The organism is Macrococcus equipercicus (genome assembly GCF_004359525.2).
GTDB classification, from domain to species: Bacteria; Bacillota; Bacilli; order Staphylococcales; family Staphylococcaceae; genus Macrococcus; species Macrococcus equipercicus.
Map to the genome: position 1 here is coordinate 229,620 of NZ_SCWC02000002.1, position 22,680 is coordinate 252,299.

Annotated in this window: 29 protein-coding genes and 1 riboswitch; of the genes, 26 read left to right on the top strand and 3 right to left on the bottom strand. The window is 47.1% G+C overall.

What is annotated here, in order from left to right:
* The first annotated feature begins 8 nt into the window (after window positions 1-8).
* From comGC to gcvPB, 9 genes are all read left to right on the top strand, one after another.
* On the top strand, window positions 9-344 hold the full coding sequence (gene comGC, locus ERX35_RS03735; RefSeq protein WP_149458576.1) for a competence type IV pilus major pilin ComGC: 336 nt from the start codon (window positions 9-11) through the stop codon (window positions 342-344).
* Window positions 319-765 carry a hypothetical protein gene (locus tag ERX35_RS03740; protein ID WP_149458577.1) on the top strand — a complete coding sequence of 149 codons (447 nt, stop codon included), beginning with the start codon at window positions 319-321 and terminating at the stop codon, window positions 763-765. Before comGC ends, ERX35_RS03740 begins: the two co-directional genes overlap by 26 nt.
* Window positions 752-994 carry a hypothetical protein gene (locus ERX35_RS03745; protein ID WP_149458578.1) on the top strand — a complete coding sequence of 81 codons (243 nt, stop codon included), beginning with the start codon at window positions 752-754 and terminating at the stop codon, window positions 992-994. Before ERX35_RS03740 ends, ERX35_RS03745 begins: the two co-directional genes overlap by 14 nt.
* Entirely contained in the window at window positions 933-1,400 is a 468-nt protein-coding gene (locus ERX35_RS03750) for a ComGF family competence protein (protein WP_149458579.1), read from the top strand. Before ERX35_RS03745 ends, ERX35_RS03750 begins: the two co-directional genes overlap by 62 nt.
* Window positions 1,378-1,554 (top strand): hypothetical protein, encoded by a 177-nt coding sequence (locus tag ERX35_RS11395; RefSeq protein WP_170234528.1) that lies wholly within the window; start codon window positions 1,378-1,380, stop codon window positions 1,552-1,554. Before ERX35_RS03750 ends, ERX35_RS11395 begins: the two co-directional genes overlap by 23 nt.
* Window position 1,555: 1 nt before the next feature.
* A complete protein-coding gene (locus ERX35_RS03755) occupies window positions 1,556-2,059 on the top strand; it encodes a shikimate kinase (protein WP_246143110.1) in 504 nt (167 codons plus the stop codon).
* Window positions 2,049-2,135: riboswitch (glycine riboswitch) on the top strand. Its footprint overlaps the gene before it by 11 nt.
* Before the next feature lie 70 nt (window positions 2,136-2,205).
* Window positions 2,206-3,288, top strand: a complete 1,083-nt coding sequence (gene gcvT, locus ERX35_RS03760; RefSeq protein WP_149458580.1) for a glycine cleavage system aminomethyltransferase GcvT — start codon at window positions 2,206-2,208, stop codon at window positions 3,286-3,288.
* An 11-nt stretch (window positions 3,289-3,299) separates the two neighbouring features.
* Complete coding sequence (gene gcvPA, locus ERX35_RS03765) at window positions 3,300-4,643, top strand: aminomethyl-transferring glycine dehydrogenase subunit GcvPA (protein WP_149458581.1); 1,344 nt, start codon at window positions 3,300-3,302, stop codon at window positions 4,641-4,643.
* Complete coding sequence (gcvPB, locus tag ERX35_RS03770; RefSeq protein WP_149458582.1) at window positions 4,636-6,105, top strand: aminomethyl-transferring glycine dehydrogenase subunit GcvPB; 1,470 nt, start codon at window positions 4,636-4,638, stop codon at window positions 6,103-6,105. Before gcvPA ends, gcvPB begins: the two co-directional genes overlap by 8 nt.
* 31 nt (window positions 6,106-6,136) lie before the next feature.
* On the opposite strand, the gene ERX35_RS03775 is transcribed toward gcvPB, so the two are convergent.
* Window positions 6,137-6,520, bottom strand: a complete 384-nt coding sequence (locus ERX35_RS03775) for a rhodanese-like domain-containing protein (RefSeq protein WP_149458583.1) — start codon at window positions 6,518-6,520, stop codon at window positions 6,137-6,139.
* A 96-nt stretch (window positions 6,521-6,616) separates the two neighbouring features.
* Between ERX35_RS03775 and ERX35_RS03780 the strand changes: the two genes are divergently transcribed.
* On the top strand, window positions 6,617-7,447 hold the full coding sequence (locus ERX35_RS03780; protein WP_149458584.1) for a lipoate--protein ligase family protein: 831 nt from the start codon (window positions 6,617-6,619) through the stop codon (window positions 7,445-7,447).
* Between the two features lie 53 nt (window positions 7,448-7,500).
* Here ERX35_RS03780 and ERX35_RS03785 read toward each other — a convergent pair whose 3' ends face one another.
* Entirely contained in the window at window positions 7,501-8,091 is a 591-nt protein-coding gene (locus tag ERX35_RS03785) for a hypothetical protein (protein ID WP_149458585.1), read from the bottom strand.
* 83 nt (window positions 8,092-8,174) lie between these two features.
* Here ERX35_RS03785 and ERX35_RS03790 point away from each other — a divergent pair, with 83 nt between their 5' ends.
* The 15 genes from ERX35_RS03790 to ERX35_RS03860 all read left to right on the top strand — a co-directional run bounded on the left by ERX35_RS03790 (window position 8,175) and on the right by ERX35_RS03860 (window position 21,436).
* Window positions 8,175-9,227 carry a M24 family metallopeptidase gene (locus tag ERX35_RS03790; RefSeq protein WP_149458586.1) on the top strand — a complete coding sequence of 351 codons (1,053 nt, stop codon included), beginning with the start codon at window positions 8,175-8,177 and terminating at the stop codon, window positions 9,225-9,227.
* Between the two features lie 25 nt (window positions 9,228-9,252).
* Window positions 9,253-9,810: an elongation factor P gene (efp, locus tag ERX35_RS03795; protein WP_149458587.1), complete on the top strand. Its 558-nt coding sequence runs from the start codon at window positions 9,253-9,255 to the stop codon at window positions 9,808-9,810.
* 108 nt (window positions 9,811-9,918) lie between these two features.
* A complete protein-coding gene (accB, locus tag ERX35_RS03800; RefSeq protein ID WP_149458588.1) occupies window positions 9,919-10,359 on the top strand; it encodes an acetyl-CoA carboxylase biotin carboxyl carrier protein in 441 nt (146 codons plus the stop codon).
* On the top strand, window positions 10,359-11,708 hold the full coding sequence (accC, locus tag ERX35_RS03805; protein WP_149458589.1) for an acetyl-CoA carboxylase biotin carboxylase subunit: 1,350 nt from the start codon (window positions 10,359-10,361) through the stop codon (window positions 11,706-11,708). The genes accB and accC overlap by 1 nt, the downstream gene beginning before the upstream one ends.
* A gap of 179 nt (window positions 11,709-11,887) precedes the next feature.
* Entirely contained in the window at window positions 11,888-12,235 is a 348-nt protein-coding gene (locus ERX35_RS03810) for an Asp23/Gls24 family envelope stress response protein (protein ID WP_149458590.1), read from the top strand.
* 41 nt (window positions 12,236-12,276) lie between these two features.
* Window positions 12,277-12,669, top strand: a complete 393-nt coding sequence (gene nusB, locus ERX35_RS03815; protein ID WP_149458591.1) for a transcription antitermination factor NusB — start codon at window positions 12,277-12,279, stop codon at window positions 12,667-12,669.
* Complete coding sequence (xseA, locus tag ERX35_RS03820) at window positions 12,666-13,997, top strand: exodeoxyribonuclease VII large subunit (RefSeq protein ID WP_149458592.1); 1,332 nt, start codon at window positions 12,666-12,668, stop codon at window positions 13,995-13,997. Before nusB ends, xseA begins: the two co-directional genes overlap by 4 nt.
* A 1-nt stretch (window position 13,998) precedes the next feature.
* A complete protein-coding gene (xseB, locus tag ERX35_RS03825; RefSeq protein ID WP_149458593.1) occupies window positions 13,999-14,199 on the top strand; it encodes an exodeoxyribonuclease VII small subunit in 201 nt (66 codons plus the stop codon).
* Window positions 14,189-15,049: a polyprenyl synthetase family protein gene (locus tag ERX35_RS03830; RefSeq protein WP_149458594.1), complete on the top strand. Its 861-nt coding sequence runs from the start codon at window positions 14,189-14,191 to the stop codon at window positions 15,047-15,049. The genes xseB and ERX35_RS03830 overlap by 11 nt, the downstream gene beginning before the upstream one ends.
* 104 nt (window positions 15,050-15,153) lie before the next feature.
* Window positions 15,154-17,046: a 1-deoxy-D-xylulose-5-phosphate synthase gene (gene dxs, locus ERX35_RS03835; RefSeq protein ID WP_149458595.1), complete on the top strand. Its 1,893-nt coding sequence runs from the start codon at window positions 15,154-15,156 to the stop codon at window positions 17,044-17,046.
* On the top strand, window positions 17,027-17,815 hold the full coding sequence (locus ERX35_RS03840) for a TlyA family RNA methyltransferase (protein ID WP_149458596.1): 789 nt from the start codon (window positions 17,027-17,029) through the stop codon (window positions 17,813-17,815). Before dxs ends, ERX35_RS03840 begins: the two co-directional genes overlap by 20 nt.
* Window positions 17,816-17,920: 105 nt before the next feature.
* The gene (ahrC, locus tag ERX35_RS03845; RefSeq protein WP_149458597.1) at window positions 17,921-18,373 is read left to right on the top strand and encodes a transcriptional regulator AhrC/ArgR; all 453 of its coding nucleotides are present in this window, start codon (window positions 17,921-17,923) and stop codon (window positions 18,371-18,373) included.
* Between the two features lie 13 nt (window positions 18,374-18,386).
* Complete coding sequence (gene recN, locus ERX35_RS03850; RefSeq protein ID WP_149458598.1) at window positions 18,387-20,057, top strand: DNA repair protein RecN; 1,671 nt, start codon at window positions 18,387-18,389, stop codon at window positions 20,055-20,057.
* 14 nt (window positions 20,058-20,071) lie between these two features.
* Window positions 20,072-20,722, top strand: a complete 651-nt coding sequence (locus ERX35_RS03855) for a response regulator (RefSeq protein ID WP_149458599.1) — start codon at window positions 20,072-20,074, stop codon at window positions 20,720-20,722.
* 3 nt (window positions 20,723-20,725) lie between these two features.
* Window positions 20,726-21,436, top strand: a complete 711-nt coding sequence (locus ERX35_RS03860) for a glycerophosphodiester phosphodiesterase family protein (protein ID WP_149458600.1) — start codon at window positions 20,726-20,728, stop codon at window positions 21,434-21,436.
* A gap of 6 nt (window positions 21,437-21,442) precedes the next feature.
* Here the strand turns inward: ERX35_RS03860 and ERX35_RS03865 are convergent, their stop codons facing one another.
* Window positions 21,443-21,688: a DUF2627 domain-containing protein gene (locus tag ERX35_RS03865; protein ID WP_149458601.1), complete on the bottom strand. Its 246-nt coding sequence runs from the start codon at window positions 21,686-21,688 to the stop codon at window positions 21,443-21,445.
* 101 nt (window positions 21,689-21,789) lie between these two features.
* On the opposite strand from ERX35_RS03865, the gene ERX35_RS03870 reads away from it, so the two are divergent.
* A complete protein-coding gene (locus ERX35_RS03870) occupies window positions 21,790-22,680 on the top strand; it encodes a bifunctional enoyl-CoA hydratase/phosphate acetyltransferase (RefSeq protein ID WP_149458602.1) in 891 nt (296 codons plus the stop codon).

Here is a 22,680-nt window from a genome sequence, read left to right on the forward strand (position 1 = left end):
AGAAATTAATGCTGAACTTTATCAGGAAAGGTTTTAAAAAAGTTTTCAGAAGTGATGAAGGATTTACTTTGATTGAAATGCTGCTCGTCCTGCTGGTGATTTCGGTGCTGATCATCGTCATTATACCAAATATCGCCAAACAGACCGATAATGTTCAGCAGACAGGCTGTCAGGCCCAGGTGAAGATGGTGCAGGGGCAGATTGAGGCTTATAGACTGCAGAACGGGACAACGCCTGCTTCTATTCAGGAACTGGTACCTGAATTTTTGAAATCCAATCAGACCACATGTAAAAATGGCAGCCAGATTACAATTGTTAATGGCGAAGCGACAGCCGGCAAGTAATTCGGCGTTCAGTTACATTGAAATGCTGCTTGTGATGTTGATGATGCTCATCATGATTCATATGATGAGCTATCATCCGTTTGACTACAAGCAGGCTGACGTAGCTGAAGTCAATAATGAGCTGCTGGCGGTAGTGACTTATTATCAGACACTTGCGCTGTCGACGGGGCAGTCGGTCACGCTCGAGTTTCTGCCTGGTCAGACAGCCATTAATATATCTTCGTCCAAACTCGGCATAAAGACGAGCTATCGTCTTAGGAACGGCTATATATACACAGGTAACAGCCGTAATGCGTCTGCCATCACCTTTTCGGGTGACAGCATCAATCACGGGGCGACAGTGACTTATTTTGTCAATAATAAACGATTTGAACTTATCTTTCAGCTTGTTAGAGGGAGGGTCAGAATTGTACAGGGATGATGCATTTCTGCTTATCGATGCTATACTCAGCCTTTCCATTATTACATTGATCTGTGCAGTGCTGATTCCGCTTCTGCATCAGATGAATAGCACGTATGCGGTATCAATTAAGGAACTGGAAGATTACCGTGAATTTTATGTCTATGTGAAATCGGGAGGAGCCGTTATTGAACAAGGAGGCGCACTATGCCGCAAAGATTCTGAGACAGTGTGCATTCAGAGGAGATGATGCCTTTACACTTCTTGAGATGCTGCTGAATTTCAGTATAGCGCTGGTCATTTGCGCGTTATTTCCGCTGATCATCCAGAATATCAAGATGTTTCAATCGATTGCTTCTGACAACTATGATATTAACTTTGAGCTTTGTCTGAGAGATATACTCAGTGAGATAGAAGGTAAAGAAGTGACTGTCATAGACGGCGATCTTGCGGCAAAAGACACCGCATCAGGGAAGCGCTACAGCTATATGTATCATCAAGGCAGAATCGTCAGGACACTCAATCAGACGGGCTATGTCATCCTGCTTGAACAGGTCAGACAGGCACGCTTCTATGAACAGAGCGGCCATATTTTTTTAGCGGTTAAATGGCATGATGCGAGGAGAGTCAAAAATGAGATCGTTCAAATCACATGAAGGGATGATGTTTCCTTTTGCACTGATCCTGCTGATGATTGTTATTTTTTACGTCAGTAGTTATAGTGTAAGATATATGATCAAACTGAATTCAATCGATAATATCGAAGACTATTACTATAACCGGATTATCCAGGAACTAAAGGAGCATTGACTTGGCGATTACACTAGTAGGTTTTATGGGCGCAGGGAAAACTACATTAGGACAACGACTGGCGGCAGAATTAAATCTGCCGTTTATTGATATTGATACATATATTGAAGACGAGGAGCAGATGGCCATCAGTGAAATTTTCGCACAGCATGGTGAGTCTGCCTTCAGAGCGCTCGAAGCGGCCGCGCTCAAAAAATTTATCGATGGCAATTACATCATCGCGACCGGTGGCGGTATTGTTGAAAATACGAACAATATTGAGACGCTAAATAAAAATAAACTTAATATTTGGGTAGATACGAACATTAATACAATGTATAATAGGATTGTTGGTGATTATGCACGCCCTAATGCAGCTTCCCGATCCTATTCTTCCATTAAACAGTTGTATATCTCACGGTGTTCACGATATAATGAAATCGCATTCATAAAAGTCGATAGTGAAGATACTATAGATGCATGCATCTCATATATTAAACAATATATAACAGCGGAAGAACAGTGATAGAGAGAATGATAATATCATCGCCGAAGGGGCAAACTAACGTGAAACTCTCAGGCAAAAGGATATCACTCGGACGCTTACCTGAAGAAATCGACAGGATAGTCTATCAGCTATCCTGTTTTTTTATATTTTAAATGGAGGTATTAATGATGGAATTAAAGAAGACACCGTTATACGACAGCTATATCGAAGCCGGAGCGAAAGTCATTGATTTTTCCGGCTGGGCGCTGCCTGTCCAGTTTTCGAGCATTAAAGAGGAACACAATGCGGTAAGAGAACATGCAGGGATGTTCGACGTCAGCCATATGGGGGAAATCATCGTCAAAGGTGAGAAAGCTTCGGAATACCTGCAGTCAGTGCTGACTAACGATGTCACGAAAGTGACACAGAATAAGGCGCAGTATTCTATGCTCTGTAATGAGCAGGGCGGCGTCATCGATGATCTGGTCGTCTATCAGCTTGAGGCGGATAAGTATTTGCTTGTAGTCAATGCCGGCAATACGGATATTGATTACAGCTGGCTGAAGCAGCATGAGATCGACGGCGCAGAAGTGATGAACGTCTCTCATGAATACGGCCAGCTTGCTGTGCAGGGTCCTGATTCGGAGAAAATCATGGCATCTTTAGTAGCTGAGGATATCAGCGGGCTGAAACTGTTTGAATATATTCAGGACGTAGAACTGTTCGGTGAAAAGGTGATTCTGTCACAGTCCGGCTATACCGGAGAACATGGCTACGAGATCTACTGCGAGGCACCGGTCACAGAAAAAATCTGGGACGGCCTTCTTGCTGCAGGTGTCACACCATGCGGTCTTGGTGCGCGTGACACACTTCGTCTGGAAGCTGCACTGCCGCTTCACGGACAGGATTTGTCGACCGATATCTCGCCTTACGAAGCAAACATGGGCTTCAGTGTAAAACTGAATAAAGGAGACTTCATCGGGCGTGAAGCACTGGCGGCGCAAAAAGAGCAGGGGCTGTCACGCAAGTCTGCGGGACTTGAGATGCAGGAACGCGGCATTGCCCGGACGGACTACGAAGTCTTCAACAGCAATGACGAAAAAATCGGTTATGTCACAAGCGGCACACAATCACCATCGACTGGCCGCTCCATCGCACTCGCATTAATTGAAACAAGTGAAACAGAGCCCGGTAATGACGTGTACGTGCAGATCAGAAAAAATAAAGTGCCGGCGAAAATCGTTATAACACCATTCCATAAAAATTAAGGGGAGAAATTATGAGCCATCGTTATATTCCATTAACAGAAACTGATAAGCAGGACATGATGAAGACCATCGGGATTCAGTCGATTGATGAATTGTTTGCGGATATACCTGAGAAAGTCCGTTTTGACCGGCCGTTAAACATTAAGGAGCGCAAAGCTGAAACACCGCTGCTGCGTGAACTGGGTCAGATTGCAGCTAAAAATATGACAAGTGACACGCATGTGTCATTTCTTGGGGCAGGCGTCTATGACCACTACATTCCGACCGTTGTGGATCACGTCATCTCAAGGTCTGAGTTCTATACGGCATATACACCGTATCAGCCGGAAATTTCGCAGGGTGAACTGCAGGCTATCTTTGAATTTCAGACGATGATTGCTGAACTGACAGGGATGGATGTAGCGAACTCTTCCATGTATGACGGCGGCACATCATTCGCTGAAGCGGCCATGCTTGCCTGCGGCCACACTAAAAAGAAGAAGATCCTTGTCTCTAAAGCGGTGAACAATGAATCACGCGAAGTGCTGCACATGTACGCAAAAGGTCAGAACTTAGAAGTCGTGGAAATTGACTTAAAAGACACGGTGACAGATCTTGATAAGCTGAAAGCAGCGGTCGATGCTGACACAGCATGTATTATGGTGCAGTATCCTAACTTCTTCGGCAGCATTGAAGATTTAGAAGCGATAAAAGCGATGACAGCAGGGACAAAAGCACTGTTCATCGTCTCAAGCAATCCGATGGCGCTTGGTCTATTGACACCTCCTGGTGAGTTCGGTGCAGATATCGTCGTTGGTGACGCTCAAGTGTTCGGCATCCCGGCGCAGTTCGGTGGACCGCACTGCGGCTACTTCGCGGCGACAAAAGCATTGATGCGCAAAATGCCGGGCCGGCTTGTCGGACAGACGCAGGACGACGAAGGCCAGCGCGGCTTCGTACTGACACTTCAGGCACGTGAACAGCACATCCGACGCGACAAAGCGACATCAAACATCTGTTCCAACCAGGCATTAAATGCACTGGCAGCATCTGTAGCGATGAGCGCACTCGGTAAAAATGGTGTCTATGAAATGGCACAGCAGAACCTTTATAAGACGAACTATATGAAAGACAAAATGACTCAGGAAGGCTTCACGGTGCTTCCGGGCACATCATTCAATGAATTTGTTGTTAAGTTCAATCAGCCGGTCGCTGACATTAATGACAAGCTGCTCACAGATGGCTTTATCGGCGGCTTCGACCTTGGCCGTGTAGACGCTGCATTCAACAATCATATGCTGATTGCGGTGACTGAGCTGAGAACAAAAGAAGAGATTGATACATTTATTGCGAAGGTTGGTGTCTATAATGCTTAAAGGATCAAGCCCGTTAATTTTTGAACGCTCCAAAGAAAACCGCTTTGCATACTCTCTGCCGCCGGTGGAAGTAGATAATCAGAATGTCGAAGATATTCTTGAGGAGAAATTCATCCGCAAACAGTCACCGATGCTGCCTGAAATAGCAGAGCTTGACTTGATGCGTCACTATACAGAGCTTTCCAACAAAAACCACGGTGTCGATTCCGGCTTCTATCCGCTTGGTTCATGTACGATGAAATATAATCCTAAGATCAACGAGAAAGTGGCGCGTATGTCAGGATTTGCTGCTGCGCACCCGCTGCAGGACGAAAAGACCGTTCAAGGGTCACTTGAGGTTATTTATGACCTGCAGGAGCATTTAAAAGAGATTACTGGCATGGACGAAGTGACGCTGCAGCCCGCTGCAGGTGCTCACGGTGAATGGACGGCATTGATGATGATCCGTGCGTATCACGAAGCAAACGGTGACCATGCACGGACGAAAGTCATCGTCCCGGATTCGGCGCACGGCACGAACCCGGCATCTGCAACTGTTGCCGGCTTTGAAACCATCACGGTGAAGTCCAATGAAGAAGGACTGGTAGATATTGACGACTTGAAACGCGTTGTTGGGCCGGATACGGCAGCGATCATGCTGACAAATCCTAACACACTCGGCCTGTTCGAGGAGGATATTCTTGAAATCCGTGAAATCGTCCATGCTGCCGGTGGGAAACTTTATTATGACGGTGCTAACTTGAATGCCATTATGAGTAAAGTCCGTCCGGGAGACATGGGATTTGATGCGGTTCACTTGAACCTTCACAAAACGTTCACCGGTCCTCACGGCGGCGGCGGACCTGGTTCCGGTCCTGTCGGTGTGAAAGCTGACTTAATCCCGTTCCTGCCGAAACCACATATCATTAAAACAGAATCCGGCTATCAGTTTGACCATGATATGCCGCAGTCAATCGGGCGTGTCAAACCATTTTACGGTAACTTCGGCATCTATCTGCGGGCGTATACTTACATTCGGACGATGGGGCCGGACGGGCTGAAGGAAGCTTCTGAGACCGCAGTGCTGAACGCCAACTACATGATGCGTCGTCTCGAACCTTATTTCGAGCTGCCGTACAACAGACATTGTAAGCATGAATTTGTCATCAGTGGTGTGAGACAGAAAAAACTCGGCGTCAGAACGCTGGACATGGCGAAACGACTGCTCGACTTCAATTTCCATCCGCCGACAATCTACTTCCCGCTGAACGTTGAGGAATGTATGATGATTGAACCGACGGAGACGGAATCAAAAGAAACGCTCGACAGCTTCTGTGACACGATGATCCAGATCGCTAAAGAAGCAGAAGAGAATCCGGATATCGTCCTTGAGGCGCCGCATCACACAGTGATCCGTCGACTCGATGAAACGACAGCTGCCAGAAAACCGGTCCTTAAATACGAAGGAACGATTGAAGCATAAAAAAAGAAGCTTGAGGATATCCTCAAGCTTCTTAATGTTTGGCTTTAATTCGGCCCTTCCACTCTTTATAGCCGCCTTTTAGCATGTAAAGGTTGCTGTAACCTTTCTTCTTCAGCATTCTCGCTGCACGGTAGCACTGGATGCCGTTTTTATCAATAAAGTAAATCGGCTGGTCTTTACGTAGTCCAAGCATACGTGTTCTGAATATGCTCATCGGTATATTTCTTGCGCCGACAATATGGCCGTAATCATAATCCGCTTTCTCTCTTAAGTCGATGACCTGTGCACGGCGGAGCCCTGACTGAAAGTCATCTTGACTTAATTCTACGACAGCTTTACGATTAATAAAGTAATTGACTGCAATATAGACAATCAGCGCAAGAAGGATGAGTCCAAGGATGATCCATGTGTTCATTAACTATTCCTCCTAAAATACATATACTTCATTATAATGATTAACGGCATTGATTTCAAAGTAATTTTCACTAAACTCTCTATAAGGATGATCAACATGACAGAACAATGGCTATTTATCAATACGAAAAAACAGAATCCCTACTTTAATATGGCGCTGGACGAAGCACTGATGAACTGGGTATCGGAAGGACAGCTGCAGCCGGTCGTGCGTTTCTACGGCTGGAATCCGAAGACGCTGTCAATCGGCTACTTCCAGCAGCTTGAGAAAGAAATAGATATCGATAAAGTGAAGGAAAACCATATCGGGCTTGTACGCCGTGCAACAGGCGGCCGTGGCGTGCTGCATGACCACGAACTGACCTATTCCGTCATCGTCCCGGAAAGTCATCCGGATATGCCGAAGACTGTGACTGAAGCTTACCGTGTCATCTCCACAGGGCTGCTGGAAGGCTTCAGAAATTTAGGGCTGGACGCTTATTTTGCGATACCGCGGACAGAAGAGCAACGCGCGAAACTGAAAGACCCGAGAAGCTCGGTCTGCTTTGATGCACCGAGCTGGTACGAGCTGGTCGTCGAAGGCAGAAAGATTGCCGGCAGTGCCCAGACAAGACAAAAGGGAGTGATCCTGCAGCACGGCTCTATTCTGCAGAAAATCGATGTGGATGAACTGTTCGGCCTGTTCAAGTTCAAAAATGAGCGGCTGATGACTAAAATGAAGGATGCCTTTCATGACAAAGCAGTAGCGATCAATGAGCTGACCGATAAAGAAGTGACGATTGAGGAGATGGAAGATGCCTTTTACCGCGGCTTCCAGCAGGGGCTTAATATTCAGCTTATTCCTTACGAACTGACAGCCGAGCAGCTGGCTGAAGTGCATGAACTGTCGAAGAAATATATGAGCGATGACTGGACATATAGAAGATAAGCTGGCATATGATCAAGACGCCCGGGTGAAGTTTTTCACCCGGGCGTCTTAATTTATGACTGAAACTGAATGCTGTCTATTTTGTTGATGCCTTCATTCAAGGCGGCGCTGCCTTTATTGAAAGTCTTCCGGTCGGAAGCAGCATAGCCTTTTACGATTTTATTCATTCCAGCTATAAATTCTTTGTTGGCTTCGGTCACCTGACTATGAATATCCTCGTAGGAAGCAGGCAGGCTTTTGCCTTCCAGCTGTGCATTGAAAGCGTCGGTGGAACTTTTAATCTTCGTCTGAATAGCCGACAGCTGCGCCCGGACAGCCGCATCATCTTTTAGGGCGGAGGCTTCACTGTCGATGGCGGAATATTCACTGAAGGCATCAGCCATCGCCTGCGTATATGTGTTGAAATAGCCGGCATAATCTTCACTGGAAATAGTACTGCTTGTATCGTTTGTCAAGTCGAGCTCTTTGTTCAGAGCTGACAGTGTATTGCTATTGGAAATCTTTTTCGTTTTTTCATCGCTTATTTTTTCTTTAAGTGTTTTAATAGATGCTTTCAGCTCAGTCTGTTTGTTCTGCAGCTGCTCTGTTTCGTTGCTGCACGCAGCAAGCAGGAGCGTCGCTGCAATAACTAATTGTTTTTTCATAAACGTTCTCCTTATCCGGTCGTTCTTATTCTATGGTAACATGATAATAGAAGATTTTAAAACAACAAGAGAAGGGGTATACTATGAAATTCGAAAAAATCACGCAACTGCTGGAAGACAAAAATCTTGATGCCATCGTTGTGCTGTCGCCTTACAACCGCCGTTATTTATCGCTGTTCACGGGGTCCAGCGGTGCACTGGTCATCACGAAAGAGCAGCGCTACTTAATCACTGACTTCAGATATACAGCGCAGGCAACTGAACAGGCTGCTGATTTCGAGGTCGTCAAGCAGCCAGGGGGACTGCTGGATTGTGTCGCGGATCTGATTAAAGAGCTGCATGCTGAAACAGTCGGTTTTGAAGGAGATCTGATCACTTATCAGCAGTATGCGAAGCTGAAAGAGACGATGGAACTGGTCGATATCGGAGGTGCCATCGAAAGAATCCGGATGATCAAGGAATCCTATGAAATCCATCTTATTCAGCAGGCCGCAGATATTGCCGACCTTACATATGAGCATATTCTTAAATTCGTGAAACCCGGCATGACTGAGATGGAGGTGAACAATGAGCTTGAAATGTTCATGAGAAAGAACGGCGCATCAAGTTCTTCTTTTGACACGATTGTCGCTTCCGGACATCGGGGTGCCCTGCCGCATGGTGTGGCTTCTGGCAAGGTCATCCAGCAGGGGGAGATGGTCACGCTTGACTACGGTGCCATCTATCAAGGCTATATTTCTGATATCACCCGGACATTTGCAGTCGGAGATCCTGGTGAAGACATGAAGAAGATCTATGACATCGTGCTGAAGGCACAGGTGACAGCGCTGGAAACGATTAAACCGGGCATGACAGGTGCGGAAGCAGATGCGATTGCGCGCCGTATTATTGAGGACGAAGGATACGGCGCGCACTTCGGTCATTCGCTGGGTCACGGCATCGGACTTGAAGTACACGAAGGGCCGGGTCTGTCTGCCGCATCGCACATTGAGCTTGAGCCGAATATGTGTGTGACGCTTGAACCCGGTATTTATGTGGACGGGCTCGGCGGTGTCCGCATTGAAGATGATGTCCTTGTCACTGAAAGTGGGCTAAAGCGCTTTACACATTCTACAAAAGACCTTATTATTTTATAGACAGCAAAATTAGGAGGATTATTAAATGATCTCAGTAAATGATTTTAAGACCGGTTTAACGATTGAAGTAGATAACGGCATCTGGCGTGTTCTGGAATTCCAGCATGTTAAACCTGGTAAAGGGGCAGCATTTGTCCGTTCAAAATTAAGAAACTTAAGAACAGGTGCCATCCAGGAGAAAACGTTCCGTGCGGGTGAAAAAGTAGGCCGTGCGCAGATCGACAACCGTAAAATGCAGTATTTATATGCGAGCGGTGATGTTCATGTCTTCATGGACACTGAAACGTATGATCAGACAGAGATCCCTGAAACAGCATTGACTCATGAACTGAAGTTCCTGAAAGAAAACATGGATGTTCATATTCAAAGCTACCAGGGTGAAACGTTAGGTGTTGAATTACCGAACACGGTCACACTGGAAGTCACTGAAACAGAACCGGGCATTAAAGGCGATACAGCGCAAGGTGCTACTAAGCAGGCGACAGTAGAGACAGGTTACTCATTGAACGTGCCGCTGTTTGTCAACAACGGCGACAAATTGATTATTAACACAACAGACGGCTCATACGTCTCACGTGGTTAATCGGAGACATGCTCAGGCATGTCTTTTTTTAATACTTGAATTGGTCTGACCACTCAAGTAAAATGGGTTAGGTAGCTAGTATGAATATGAAGTATAAAGGAGAACATCATGAATTTTGAAGAACTTAAAGAACTGATCGACTTACTCGATCAGTCATCACTCACAATGATAGAAGTAGAAGAAGATAACCACAAAATCAAACTGAAAAAAGAGACGATTGTACAAGTCGCTCAGACAGCACCTGTTCAGGCGGTGCCGCAAGTTCAGGCACCGGCAGCGGAAGTTGAACGCCCGCAGGAAGAACCAGCAGCTGAGGGCCGTACAATCAATGCCCCGATGGTCGGAACATTCTATAAATCACCGACACCTGAAAGCGGTGCTTATGTTAAAGTCGGTGACCAAGTATCTGCTGAATCGGTTGTATGTATTTTGGAAGCGATGAAACTCTTCAATGAAATTCAGGCTGAACTCTCAGGCGAAATCGTTGAGATTCTTGTTGAAGATGGACAAATGGTGGAATACGGTCAGCCTTTATTCCGGGTGAAGTAATGAAGAAAGTATTGATTGCCAACCGCGGTGAAATTGCTGTGCGTATCATCCGTGCACTGAAAGAACTGAACATCCAGTCAGTCGCTATCTACTCTGAAGCCGACAAAGAAGCATTACATACTCAGCTGGCTGACGAAGCATACTGCGTCGGCCCTAAATATTCCAAAGACTCTTATTTGAACATACCGAACATATTGACGATTGCCAGTGCCACCGGCTGTGAAGGGATTCATCCAGGCTACGGGTTCCTCGCTGAGAACGCAGACTTTGCGGAAATGTGCGAAGCGTGCAACATCAAGTTCATCGGACCGAGTCATGAATCTATCACGAAGATGGGTATTAAAGACCTCGCTAAAAAAGAGATGATCAAAGCGAATGTGCCGGTCGTGCCGGGCAGTGATGGTCTTGTTGAAACGATTGACATCGCGAAGCGGGAAGCCGAAAGAATCGGCTACCCGGTCATCATTAAAGCGACAGCAGGCGGCGGCGGGAAAGGAATCCGTATCGCCCGCAATGAAGAAGAGCTCGTAACCGGCTACCGGATGACTGAGCAGGAAGCAGAAGTGGCATTCGGTAATAAAGGGTTATACATCGAGAAATTCATTGAGAACTTCCGTCATATTGAGATTCAGGTTCTTGCGGATTCTTACGGTCATGTCATTCATCTTGGTGAACGTGACTGCACGATTCAGCGCCGTATGCAGAAGCTTGTCGAAGAATCACCGAGCCCGACTATCAGTGAAGAGACGCGTGCCGCGATGGGACAGGCAGCTGTCAGAGCAGCCGAAACCGTCAACTACGAAGGTGCAGGGACGATTGAATTTATTTATGACTTGAACGAAAATAAATATTACTTCATGGAAATGAATACGCGTATTCAAGTGGAACATCCTGTCACAGAAATGGTGACCGGCATTGACCTCGTGAAGTGGCAGATTAGAATCGCGTCAGGCGAAAGGCTGGATATTCAGCAGGAAGATGTTCAGTTCAATGGCCACGCGCTGGAACTCAGAATCAATGCTGAGAACCCGCTGAAAAACTTCATGCCGTCAGCAGGTCAGATCACGCAGTATTTAGTGCCGGGCGGCTATGGCGTCAGAGTAGACTCTGCATGCTATAACCAGTACACGATTCCGCCGTACTACGATTCTATGGTGGCGAAGCTGATTGTCTTCCAGCCGACACGTGAAGAAGCGATCAGCTGTGCGCAGCGTGCCCTCGATGAATATATTATTCACGGCATCGACACAACGATTCCGTTCCATCAGGCATTACTGAAGCACCCCGTGTTCCTGAGCAAAGAATACAGCACGAATTTCCTGAAAGAAAACACACTGCAGTACGACTGAACGACCGGCCGCGGCATTTAAATGGCAGGGCTTGCGACAGTCGGACAGCTTAAACGGATGGAAGATCACTTCTATCCGTTTTTTGCCTTTTATTTTTGAGCTTGAATTCTATTCAATCTAGTTAATATTACCGCTGAATAATGGTATGATGTAAGTATGATACGATGGGAGGCAATAGCATGGTTGAATCGATGTCTAAAGAGAACTTAGGTACAGTGGAAATTTCGCCTAATGTCATTGAAGTAATCGCGACTATCGCGGTCAGCGAAGTCAAAGGTGTCACTTTACTGCAGAAAAATAAATCCCTCGATAAATTAGGTGTTAAAAATGCCCGGGGCGTCAATGTTGAAATTAAAGAAGATGACATTTATATCGATGCATACTGCACCTTTGAGTACGGCACTAAAATTTCTGCAACTGCTAAGCAAGTTCAACAGAACATTAAATATGCGCTGGAAAATATGACAGCGCTGAACCCTAAACAGGTCAATGTCCATATCATCAATATTAAATTTAAAGATAACTAAGAGGATGCCTGCATCCTCTCACTTTTTGAAGGAGAACAATTATGAGTCGTAGCGAATCGAGAGAACTGGCATTAAAAGTATTATTTCAGATGGAAACGAAGGAACCAATCACATTAACAGAAGCGAAGTCATTTGTTCTGGAACCGAATGAACGCGATGCATTCATGGATACGCTCACTGAAAGTGTCAAAGAACATGAGGAAGCGATTGATAGAGCGATCCGCCCACATCTGAAGCAGTGGACACTGGAGCGTCTGAGCAAAGTCGACCGCATTATTCTGCGCATGTCGGTCTATGAAGTGCTGTACACAGACGTCCCGGAAAAAGTAGCCGTCAATGAAGCGGTAAACCTGGCGAAAACTTATGGAGATGATGACAGCTACAAGTTCATCAATGGTGTGCTGAGCGAAGTCATTAAGCAGAAGCTGCAATGACAGAATATTTGTCCATCAGCGCGCTGACTAAATATATCAAAGTAAAGTTTGAACGGGATCCCTATCTTGAGAATGTCTACATTAAAGGTGAACTTTCTAATGTCAAGCATCATTCAAGCGGTCATCTTTATTTTGCGCTGAAAGACGGCGGAGCGGTATTAAATGGCATGATGTTCAAACGCGACGCGGTAAAGACGACGTTCACTCCGAAAGAAGGAGACCAGGTACTGATTACAGGGCGCGTGTCAGTATATGAAGCCCGCGGGAGCTACCAGCTCTACGTCAATGAGATGTCGCTTGATGGTGTGGGCCAGCTTTATGAGCGGTTTGAAGCATTGAAGAAGGAGCTGGAAGCAAAAGGCTGGTTCAACGCAGCGCATAAGAAGAAGCTGTCGAGATATCCGCAGCGTATCGCTGTCCTTACAGCATCGACCGGTGCTGCTATCCGTGACATCGAGTCGACGCTGACAAGACGCTATCCGCTGGCAGACGTCCATTATATTTCAACGCTAGTCCAGGGGGCAGGGGCAGTTGAAGATATCGTGAAGAATATCAAGCAGGCCGATACACTGGGTGTTGATGTCATGATCGTCGGTCGTGGCGGCGGCTCTATCGAAGATCTCTGGGCATTCAATGAACGGGCTGTCGTGCAGGCGATTTACGAGGCAGAGACGCCTATTATTTCTGCAGTAGGTCATGAGACGGATACGACGCTCAGTGACTTTGCGGCTGATTTAAGGGCGCCGACGCCGACTGCAGCAGCTGTTATGGCGACGCCGGACCAGTCTGAGCTGATGAATCAGCTTAAATCGACGGATGTTTTTCTGCGGCAGCAGCTGACGCAGCGGCTGAAGTATGAGCAGCAGCGCGTCCAGCGGCTGAGCAGTCATCCGGTCTTCCGCAATCCTGATCTGTTGATTGAACAGCAGGTGCAGCGTAAGGATGAACTGGAACAAAAGATGTTCTATCTGCTGAAGGACAAGTTCGCCGGGGCAAAGGAGCGGTTTGTCAGACTGGACAGTAGATTATCCGGTGACCGGCTGCAATCGCATATAGCGCTCAGTCAGCAGCAGCTCTCGCAATATGCACGGCAGCTGGATCAGTCGGTCAATAGGCAGCACGAGTCGCTTGCCAGAGCGCTGGAGTTTCAGCAGAAACTGCTCGCGAGTCTCAACCCGACAGGTATACTGGACAGAGGTTACAGTATTGTCAGGACAGCAGCAGGTATTACCAGCAGCATTCATGACCTGGAAGTTTCGCAGACCATCGATATCCAGATGGCTGACGGTGAAATAAGTGCGGTTGTAGAAGTGGTGAAGGAGGATTAATATGGCTAACAACTTTGAAACGATGATGACGGAACTGGAGAGTATCGTCAATAAGCTCGATAATGACAAAGTATCACTTGAAGAGTCTATACAATTATATGAACAAGGGATTAAATTATCAAAAGCCTGCCAGCAGCAGCTGTCGGAAGCAGAGAAGAAAATCAATCAAGTAAGCGCTGCTGAGGTTAATAATGAAGCATAAATTTATTGAGTTAATCAACGATTATATGAGTCATCTCTATGATGATGCGTTAAGCGCTGAACTCGATGCAGCAATGAACTATTCATTATCAGCCGGCGGAAAACGCATCCGTCCGGTGCTGCTGCTGACGACGCTTGAAATGTGCGGTGAAAAGGCGGCGTCAGGACTGTCAGCGGCAGCGGCCATTGAAATGATTCATACGTATTCATTGATTCATGACGATCTGCCGGCGATGGATGATGACGATTACCGGAGAGGCAAGCTGACTAATCATAGAGTGTACGGTGAGGCGACAGCGATACTGGCCGGAGACGGACTATTGACTGACAGCTTCTACCACGTGATGAGTGATGAGACATTGACGGCTGAAGTGAAGGTTGAGCTGGTCCGCATTATTTCGCGGGCAGCGGGCAGCAGAGGGATGGTCGGCGGCCAGATGCTCGATATGGCTGCGGAACATCGGCAACTCACACGCGCTGAAATGGAGGAAGTTCATCTTCATAAAACAGGTGACCTTATTAGAGCCTGCTTCCTATGTGCAGGTGTGATTGCACGTCTCGATGACACGGCCATGGCGCAGCTGCATGACCTTGGCACTAAAGTCGGACTGCTGTTCCAGATTAAGGACGATATTCTCGATGTGGAAGGCAGTCTTGAGGAGATGGGCAAGACAGCCGGCAGCGATGCCCAGAACGACAAGGCGACTTATGTGACACTGCTTGGTCTGCCGGCTGCAAAACAGGCGATGACGGATGTCTATCATGAGGCAGTCGAGCTGGTCAGTCAATTGACCGAGAACTGCACGTCGATGATGGAACTTCTGGATTATATCGTGGCACGGACTAAATAATCATCTGTATTACTAAAAGCCCTAGCGGCTTTTTTTGTTCATATTATGTTTTGTAATGATATAATAAAACTTAACTAATTATTTAGACTGTAGGTGGAACTCAAATGGATGTTGCAAAAATTAAAAATCCATCAGAAATACAAAGTCTCACAGAAAGTGAACTCGTACAGCTCAGCGAAGACATGAGAACTTTTTTGATTGAAAAGTGTGCGGTCACTGGTGGGCATATCGGTGCCAATTTAGGAGTGGTGGAGCTCACAATTGCGCTGCATAAGCATTTCAACAGCCCTGAGGATAAGATTATATTTGATGTCGGCCATCAGGCCTACATCCATAAAATTCTGACTGGCCGTGGTGACCAGTTTGATCAGCTGCGTCAGCACAAAGGATTAAGCGGATTCCCGAAACGTTCAGAAAGCGTTCATGACGTCTGGGAGGCGGGACACAGTTCAACCTCGCTGTCTGCGGCGATGGGCATGGCAAAAGCACGGGATATCATGGGGGAGCACTATCATATAGTTCCGGTCATCGGAGACGGCGCGCTGACAGGCGGCATGGCGCTTGAAGCTTTAAACCATATCGGTCATGACCGCACGAATATGACGATCATCCTGAATGATAACGAGATGAGCATTGCGCCGAACGTCGGTGCGATGCACAACATGTTCGGCCGGCTGCGCACCAATCAGAACTATAACCGGGCTAAAGTTGATATCGACGGCTTTTTGAGCAAGCTGCCGGGCGGCCTTAAACTCAGAGATTCAGCGGACCGGATTAAAGACAGCCTGAAGTATTTAGTTGTATCCGGTGTGTTCTTTGAGGAACTGGGCATTAAATATGTCGGTCCTGTCGATGGTCATAACTTCCGGGAACTTGGAGAGGCGATTGAGACGTCGAAGCGTATCAGCGGGCCGGTCATCATTCATGTCATCACAAAAAAAGGGAAAGGCTACCGCCATGCTGAAAATGATAAAATCGGCACCTGGCACGGGCTTGGGCCTTACAAATTAGATACAGGGGAACAGCTCGGCGGTAAAGTGTCAGCTCCGTCATGGAGCCAGCTGATGAGCGACGCCGTACTGGAACTTGCGAAGCATGATAAACGCATTGTCGCGATCACGCCTGCGATGCCGGTCGGAAGCAAGCTGACAAAATTTCAGCAGCAGCTTCCGGAACAGTTCTTTGATGTCGGTATTGCTGAGCAGCATGCAGTGACGATGGCGGGCGGACTGGCTGCCAGCGGAATGAAGCCGTATGTCGCGATTTATTCGACATTTTTACAGCGCGCATACGACCAGCTGCTGCACGATATTGACCGCCAGAAGCTGGATGTTGTCTTCGGTATCGACCGTTCAGGCCTTGTCGGCGCTGACGGTGAGACACATCAAGGTGTATTTGATATTCCGTTCCTGAGCCATCTGCCGCACATGACGGTCATGATGCCGAAAGATGAAGATGAAGCAGGAAAGATGGTCTACAGCGCATTTACTGATTATTCAGGACCGATTGCCATCAGATATCCGCGCGGCAATGGACTCGGCGTCAAAGTGACCGATCCCGCTGCCGGTATTCCTTACGGCAAGTGGGAAGTGCTGAGAGCAGGTGAAGATGCGGCAGTATTATCATTCGGCCCGACGCTTCAGCTGCTGCTGAAAGCGCAGGAGCTGCTTCTTAAAGAAGGGATTAATATAGAAGTCGTGAATGCACGCTTCATTAAACCGCTGGATACAGACTATCTGGACGAACTCGCGGCAAGAAACATTCCGGTGCTCACGGTGGAAGAATCCATGCTGACCGGCGGCTTCGGTTCACTGGTCGTCAATTATTTCAATGACCAGAAACAGCAGGTCGCAGTGAAGCGGCTTGGCATCGATAATGAATATATTGAACAGGGCGATGTCGACCTGCTGCTGCAGGACATCGGTCTGACGACTGCGCATATCGTCGACGAAATTAAACAGCTGACAGGTAAAACGGATGAAGAAGCAGCGCATTGATGACTGGCTTGTCAGCCATGAATATTTTGATTCAGTGGACGAAGCCAAAAGATTCATTATGGCAGGTAAAGTATTCAACGAACATGAACGCATTCACTCAGCCGCTGAAAAAATCACACCGGAGACGGTCAAGATCCGGGTGAAGGGTCTGAACAAAAAATATGTCAGCCGCGGCGGCTATAAGCTTGAGAAGGCACTGGCTGCATTTAACCTCGATATCCAGCATAAAGTTCATGTGGATATCGGCTCATCGACCGGCGGCTTTACAGACTGCGCCCTGCAAAACGGCGCATTGCAAAGCTATGCCATCGATGTCGGGACAAATCAATTGGCCTATGAGCTGCGCATCGATCCCCGTGTCACCGTGATGGAGCAGACAAACTTCCGCTATGTGACACCTGAGCAGTTTGATCCGCGGCCGAATTTCGCGACGATTGACGTGAGCTTTATTTCTTTAGGACTGATTTTCAAGACATTGAAGACGATACTTGCTGAGCAGGCAGAAGTGGTCGCACTCATTAAGCCGCAGTTTGAAGCGGAGCGTCATGAAGTCGGTGATAAAGGAATCGTCACGGATCCTGCTGTTCATTATAAAGTCATCCAGAAAGTACTGGCCCTGGCACAGCACGACCAGTTCTTTCCACTGGCGCTGACGACCTCCCCGATCAAAGGGGCAGCCGGTAACACAGAATATTTAGTTTATTTATCAAATACACCAAGTGATACAGAAATAACGTCTGATATGATTGCTGACGTCATCGCTGGATAGATATGAAAAAAGCCGTGTAATTAACGAATTAAACGGTTTTTTTGTTAGGAAATTATTTGTTTTTATGCTACGATTAGTGAATAAATATACAATTGGGGGATGCATATGGCAAATAAGACAATGCGGCAGATAAAAATAAGGGAAATCATTTCCAGTCAGCAAATTGAAACTCAGGAGGAACTGGTTGAAAAACTGAATGAATTCAATTTGAATGTCACTCAGGCAACAATCTCCCGTGACATAAAAGAACTGCAGCTCATTAAAGTTCCGACGCCGAGCGGCCAATATATTTACAGTCTGCCGAGAGACCGCAAATATCATCCGCTTGATAAACTCGGGCGCTACTTGATGGATTCTTTCGTGAAGCTGGAAGGGACGGGCAACCTGCTTGTGCTGAAGACTCTGCCCGGGAATGCACAGTCTATCGGTGCTATTTTAGACCAGCTGGAATGGGATGAGATTTTAGGGACGATCTGCGGTGACGACACGTGTCTGATCATCTGCAGAGATGCCGATTCAGGCAAAGTGGTGACGGAGCGCTTATTTAATATGCTTTAGGTGGAGGCAGAATATGTTACAGACATTGTCTATAAGACAGTTTGCAATCATTGAACAACTTGAAATTGAACTGAAACAAGGACTGACCGTTCTGTCCGGTGAGACAGGGGCAGGTAAGTCCATTATCATCGATGCGATTTCGCAGCTGATCGGTGCACGCGCCAGCCAGAATCTTGTACGTCACGGTGAGAATAAGGCGGTTGTTGAAGGGGTATTCGACATCGATCATAATCCGGTCGTGCAGCAGATGCTTGACGCTAAAGGAATTGACCGGGACGACTTCATGCTTGTTAAGCGCGAAATCATGAAGTCAGGGAAAAGTATATGCAGAATCAATAATCAGACCGTGACATTGAACGAGCTGCGGACCATCATGCAGGAGCTGCTCGATATTCACGGGCAGCATGAAACGCAGCACCTGCTCAAACCGAAATATCATCTGTCACTGCTCGATGAGTATTCAAAAGGGAGATATGCTGCTGTCAAGCAGCAGTATCAGACCATTTACGGCAAATACCGGAAGAAGCAGGATGAGCTGAAAAGACTGGAACGGCAGGATGATTCATTGCTGCAGCGGCTGGACCTCATTAAATTCCAGCATCATGAACTCTCTCAGGCAAAGCTGGTCACAGGAGAAAAAACAGTGATGACTGAAGACATCAACCGGCTGCGGAACTTTGAGAAGCTGAATATTGAGCTCACTAAAGCAGTCGGCTGTTTATCAAATGAGGACAACATTCTGGATAAGCTGTTTGATTTCACGGAGTCACTGAAGGAAGTCGATGACATTCTGTCCGGCCAGTATACGCAGCTCGTGGAAGAAACGCAGAACACTTATTATCTGCTCGAGGATGCCAAGCACCGGCTCCATGATGAAATGACCGGTAATGACTACGATGAGCAGACGCTGAACGAACTGGAAGAGCGCATGAATCTCATTCAGCAGCTGGAGCGTAAATACGGCGTGGATCATGACGGACTGATTCACTTGATCGGCAGGCTGGAGACAGAGATCAATCAAATTGAAAATCTTGAGGAAAGCACTTCTCACTTGAAAGAAGAAATAGATGCACTGTATGAGCAGCTGCTGTCAGCAGGGAGCATTCTGTCGAAAGAAAGAAGAAAAGATGCGCATCAGCTGAGAAATGATATATTGCAAGAGATTCATCATCTTGAAATGAAAAGCGCTAACATTGAACTGGCATTTACAAAGACGGAACCAAGTATGGATGGGCTGGAAGTGATGGAGTTCATGATCAGCCCGAATAAAGGGGAGCCGCTTAAGTCGCTGTATAAGATCGCTTCAGGCGGTGAGCTGTCACGGATTATGCTGGCGCTTAAAAGCATATTCGCTGAGAACAAAGGGCAGACCGCTATTCTCTTTGACGAAGTGGATACGGGCGTCTCCGGCCGGGTGGCGCAGAAGATGGCAGAGAAGATGAAAGCAATCGCAAAGCATATGCAGGTCATCTGTATCTCCCATCTGCCGCAGGTTGCAGCGATCAGCGATCACCATCTCTATATTGAGAAGCATGAGCGTGATGAAAGAACGGTGACTTCTGTGACAGAACTGACAGGAGCGGCAAAAGTCAATGAAGTGGCGCGGATGATATCGGGGGTGGAAGTGACGCCGCTCACTTTAGAGCACGCGGCAGAACTGATCGCCCAGAACAAAAAGGAATAGGTGGAGGTGACTGGATGTTAAGAGTTGCTATCATCGAAGATTCAAAAGAACTGGCGGTAACTATAAAAGCGCATCTGACGAAGCAAGGCATAATTGTTACAGATATCGCTAATAACGGCATGGACGGACGGCAGCTGATCGAAAAACGGAACTTCGATGTTCTGCTGCTGGATTTGGTGCTGCCAAATATCGATGGTCTGACACTTGTGAAAAATTACATGCCGAGAGAACGGGACTATAAAGTCATCTGTTTCTCTGCATTCGGCAAAGAATCGGTGCTGATTGAAGCGACGGCACTCGGCGTGGATTACTTTCTGCTTAAACCAGTCGATCTTGATGTGATTGAACAGACTATCAGACGGCTGTGTGAGCATATGGCTGAACCGGCACTTGATGAGCTGTTCTCTGAAAAATTGAAAGGCACGCAGTACATCAATGACGCTATGGCGATTCTTCAACAGACGCCGGAAAAAATCGAGCAGTTGACCCGGTCGCTGTATCCGGAAATCGCGCAGCTGAATGATGTCAATACGGCAAGTGTTGAACGAGCGATCCGGCATTCCATTGATAAAGCATGGAAGCAGGGATTTGAACAGAAATGGCAGGCAGAAGGCAAATATACAAAGCCGACAGTCGGTGAACTGCTCGACTACTTAATGAGGTAGCTTATGGTTAAAATTTTTGCGCATAGAGGGTATAAGAAGAAGTTTCCGGAAAACAGCATGCTTGCTTTTCGGAAGGCCATTGAGTACGGAGCAGACGGCATAGAGCTTGATGTCCATCTGACTGCGGATGAGCAGCTCGTCGTCATTCATGATGACACGCTGGACCGGACGACGAATCGGAGCGGCACTGTGAAAGACCTGACCTTTGCTGAACTGCGGAAGGCGAAAATCAGAACGGGACGCTTCACATACGAACGCATCCCGCTGCTGAAAGATGTTCTCGACCTGCTGAAGGATACGCCCCTTGAACTCAACATTGAAATCAAAGGTAAGACCGGCGGGGTGCTTGAAGCACGGCTTATTGAACTGCTTGCCCGGTATTCGATGGATGAGCGGCTCATTATTTCGAGCTTCCAGCTGGAGTCAGTGCGGCGCATCAAGCAGCTGCAGCCGGCGCTTGAGACAGCTTATCTTTATTCCAGATATGTCGATAGACCATGGCAGCTGAAGTCCGTCTACTTGTTTGACGGCATACATACGAATACATTCTATACGTCTGAAGATTTTGCCGCTAAGATTGCCGCTGAGCAGCTGAACGTGCGTCTGTATACAGTGAATCGAGCGGTAGATATAGCATACTGGCTGAAGACAGATGTCGATGCCATTATTACAGATGACGTCGAGCTGGCGGTGAACACAAAAAAATTCATCTGACAGAGATTAGTGTTTGCTCTTGTCGATGAATTTTTTTTGTACCCGTTCGGTTCTTTTTTCCATATGAAGGATATAGCCGCCGACGAACGCAATGCCTGCTACTGCAAGGATTAACCCTAACAGAAACTGCAGCCATATAAAGTGGAGTTCCGGCACTAAAACACCGAATACGGCGTCGCGCATCCATTTAACACCGAGACCGGCGAAGTAGATGGGAACGACGAGCACGAGCAGCGCTATTATTTTCTGCATGATCATCACCCGGAATCATTATACTTAATCCGGAGAGGTTTGACAAATTAAATTGCTAACTGCTGTAAATCAGCTACAATGAAAGGGAAAGGGTGAATGACATGCAATTCAATGATATATTAACAGCAGGAAAATCAGTAAAAAAAGTAGTCGCTGTCTGTCAGGCGGCAGATACGGACGTCATTAAGGCAGTCTGCAGGGCGCTCAAGGAGACAGAAGCTACTTTCAGGCTGTACGGAGATGAACGGAAAATAAAAGCACTGCTTGAACAGGAGCAGCAGCAGCAGACAGCGCGGCTTGAGATACGCCATACGCTATCAGAACAGCAGTCAGTAGAGCGGTCTGTCCGCTCTGTCGCGCGCGGCGAGGCCCATGTGCTCATGAAAGGACTTGTCGCCACGCCTGTCATCCTGAAGGAAGTGCTGAAGAAAGAACATCAGCTGACGACCGGCAGAAAACTCAGTCATCTCGCATTCTTCAATGTGCCGCTTTATCATAAAATGCTGATGGTGACAGATGCAGGAATGAATATCAGTCCGACGCTCGATGAAAAAGTCGATATTATCAACAATGCGCTGATCACTGCAAAACAGCTCGGCTATTCGGAGCCGAAAGTCGCCCTGATTTCTGCTATCGAGCTCATCAATCCGAAGATGCCGTCAACCGTTGATGCCGCATTGATCGCTCAGATGAGCCAGCGAAAACAGATCAAAGGCGGTATCATTGATGGTCCATTTGCACTTGATAATGCCATCAGTAAGGACGCGGCGCTTCATAAAGGGATGGATTCAGTCGTCGCCGGCGATGCTGATATTTTGGTCATGCCTCAGATTGAGTCAGGCAATGTCCTCTATAAATCATTGACCTATCTCGCCGGCGCAGATGTAGCGAGCATGGTCGTCGGAGCGAAAGTGCCGGTCATTCTATCATCACGTGCAGACAAATTCAGCGATAAATATAATTCCATCGTACTGGCTTTAAGTACGTTATAA

Bases quoted from the DNA above. Each gene is read 5' to 3' on its own strand.
- comGC (WP_149458576.1), top strand. From the start codon at position 9: ATGCTGAACTTTATCAGGAAAGGTTTTAAAAAAGTTTTCAGAAGTGAT.
- ERX35_RS03740 (WP_149458577.1), top strand. From the start codon at position 319: ATGGCGAAGCGACAGCCGGCAAGTAATTCGGCGTTCAGTTACATTGAA.
- ERX35_RS11395 (WP_170234528.1), top strand. From the start codon at position 1,378: ATGAGATCGTTCAAATCACATGAAGGGATGATGTTTCCTTTTGCACTG.
- gcvT (WP_149458580.1), top strand. From the start codon at position 2,206: ATGATGGAATTAAAGAAGACACCGTTATACGACAGCTATATCGAAGCC.
- gcvPA (WP_149458581.1), top strand. From the start codon at position 3,300: ATGAGCCATCGTTATATTCCATTAACAGAAACTGATAAGCAGGACATG.
- gcvPB (WP_149458582.1), top strand. From the start codon at position 4,636: ATGCTTAAAGGATCAAGCCCGTTAATTTTTGAACGCTCCAAAGAAAAC.
- ERX35_RS03775 (WP_149458583.1), bottom strand. From the start codon at position 6,520: ATGAACACATGGATCATCCTTGGACTCATCCTTCTTGCGCTGATTGTC.
- ERX35_RS03780 (WP_149458584.1), top strand. From the start codon at position 6,617: ATGACAGAACAATGGCTATTTATCAATACGAAAAAACAGAATCCCTAC.
- ERX35_RS03785 (WP_149458585.1), bottom strand. From the start codon at position 8,091: ATGAAAAAACAATTAGTTATTGCAGCGACGCTCCTGCTTGCTGCGTGC.
- ERX35_RS03790 (WP_149458586.1), top strand. From the start codon at position 8,175: ATGAAATTCGAAAAAATCACGCAACTGCTGGAAGACAAAAATCTTGAT.
- efp (WP_149458587.1), top strand. From the start codon at position 9,253: ATGATCTCAGTAAATGATTTTAAGACCGGTTTAACGATTGAAGTAGAT.
- accB (WP_149458588.1), top strand. From the start codon at position 9,919: ATGAATTTTGAAGAACTTAAAGAACTGATCGACTTACTCGATCAGTCA.
- accC (WP_149458589.1), top strand. From the start codon at position 10,359: ATGAAGAAAGTATTGATTGCCAACCGCGGTGAAATTGCTGTGCGTATC.
- ERX35_RS03810 (WP_149458590.1), top strand. From the start codon at position 11,888: ATGGTTGAATCGATGTCTAAAGAGAACTTAGGTACAGTGGAAATTTCG.
- nusB (WP_149458591.1), top strand. From the start codon at position 12,277: ATGAGTCGTAGCGAATCGAGAGAACTGGCATTAAAAGTATTATTTCAG.
- xseA (WP_149458592.1), top strand. From the start codon at position 12,666: ATGACAGAATATTTGTCCATCAGCGCGCTGACTAAATATATCAAAGTA.
- xseB (WP_149458593.1), top strand. From the start codon at position 13,999: ATGGCTAACAACTTTGAAACGATGATGACGGAACTGGAGAGTATCGTC.
- ERX35_RS03830 (WP_149458594.1), top strand. From the start codon at position 14,189: ATGAAGCATAAATTTATTGAGTTAATCAACGATTATATGAGTCATCTC.
- dxs (WP_149458595.1), top strand. From the start codon at position 15,154: ATGGATGTTGCAAAAATTAAAAATCCATCAGAAATACAAAGTCTCACA.
- ERX35_RS03840 (WP_149458596.1), top strand. From the start codon at position 17,027: ATGAAGAAGCAGCGCATTGATGACTGGCTTGTCAGCCATGAATATTTT.
- ahrC (WP_149458597.1), top strand. From the start codon at position 17,921: ATGGCAAATAAGACAATGCGGCAGATAAAAATAAGGGAAATCATTTCC.
- recN (WP_149458598.1), top strand. From the start codon at position 18,387: ATGTTACAGACATTGTCTATAAGACAGTTTGCAATCATTGAACAACTT.
- ERX35_RS03855 (WP_149458599.1), top strand. From the start codon at position 20,072: ATGTTAAGAGTTGCTATCATCGAAGATTCAAAAGAACTGGCGGTAACT.
- ERX35_RS03860 (WP_149458600.1), top strand. From the start codon at position 20,726: ATGGTTAAAATTTTTGCGCATAGAGGGTATAAGAAGAAGTTTCCGGAA.
- ERX35_RS03865 (WP_149458601.1), bottom strand. From the start codon at position 21,688: ATGCAGAAAATAATAGCGCTGCTCGTGCTCGTCGTTCCCATCTACTTC.
- ERX35_RS03870 (WP_149458602.1), top strand. From the start codon at position 21,790: ATGCAATTCAATGATATATTAACAGCAGGAAAATCAGTAAAAAAAGTA.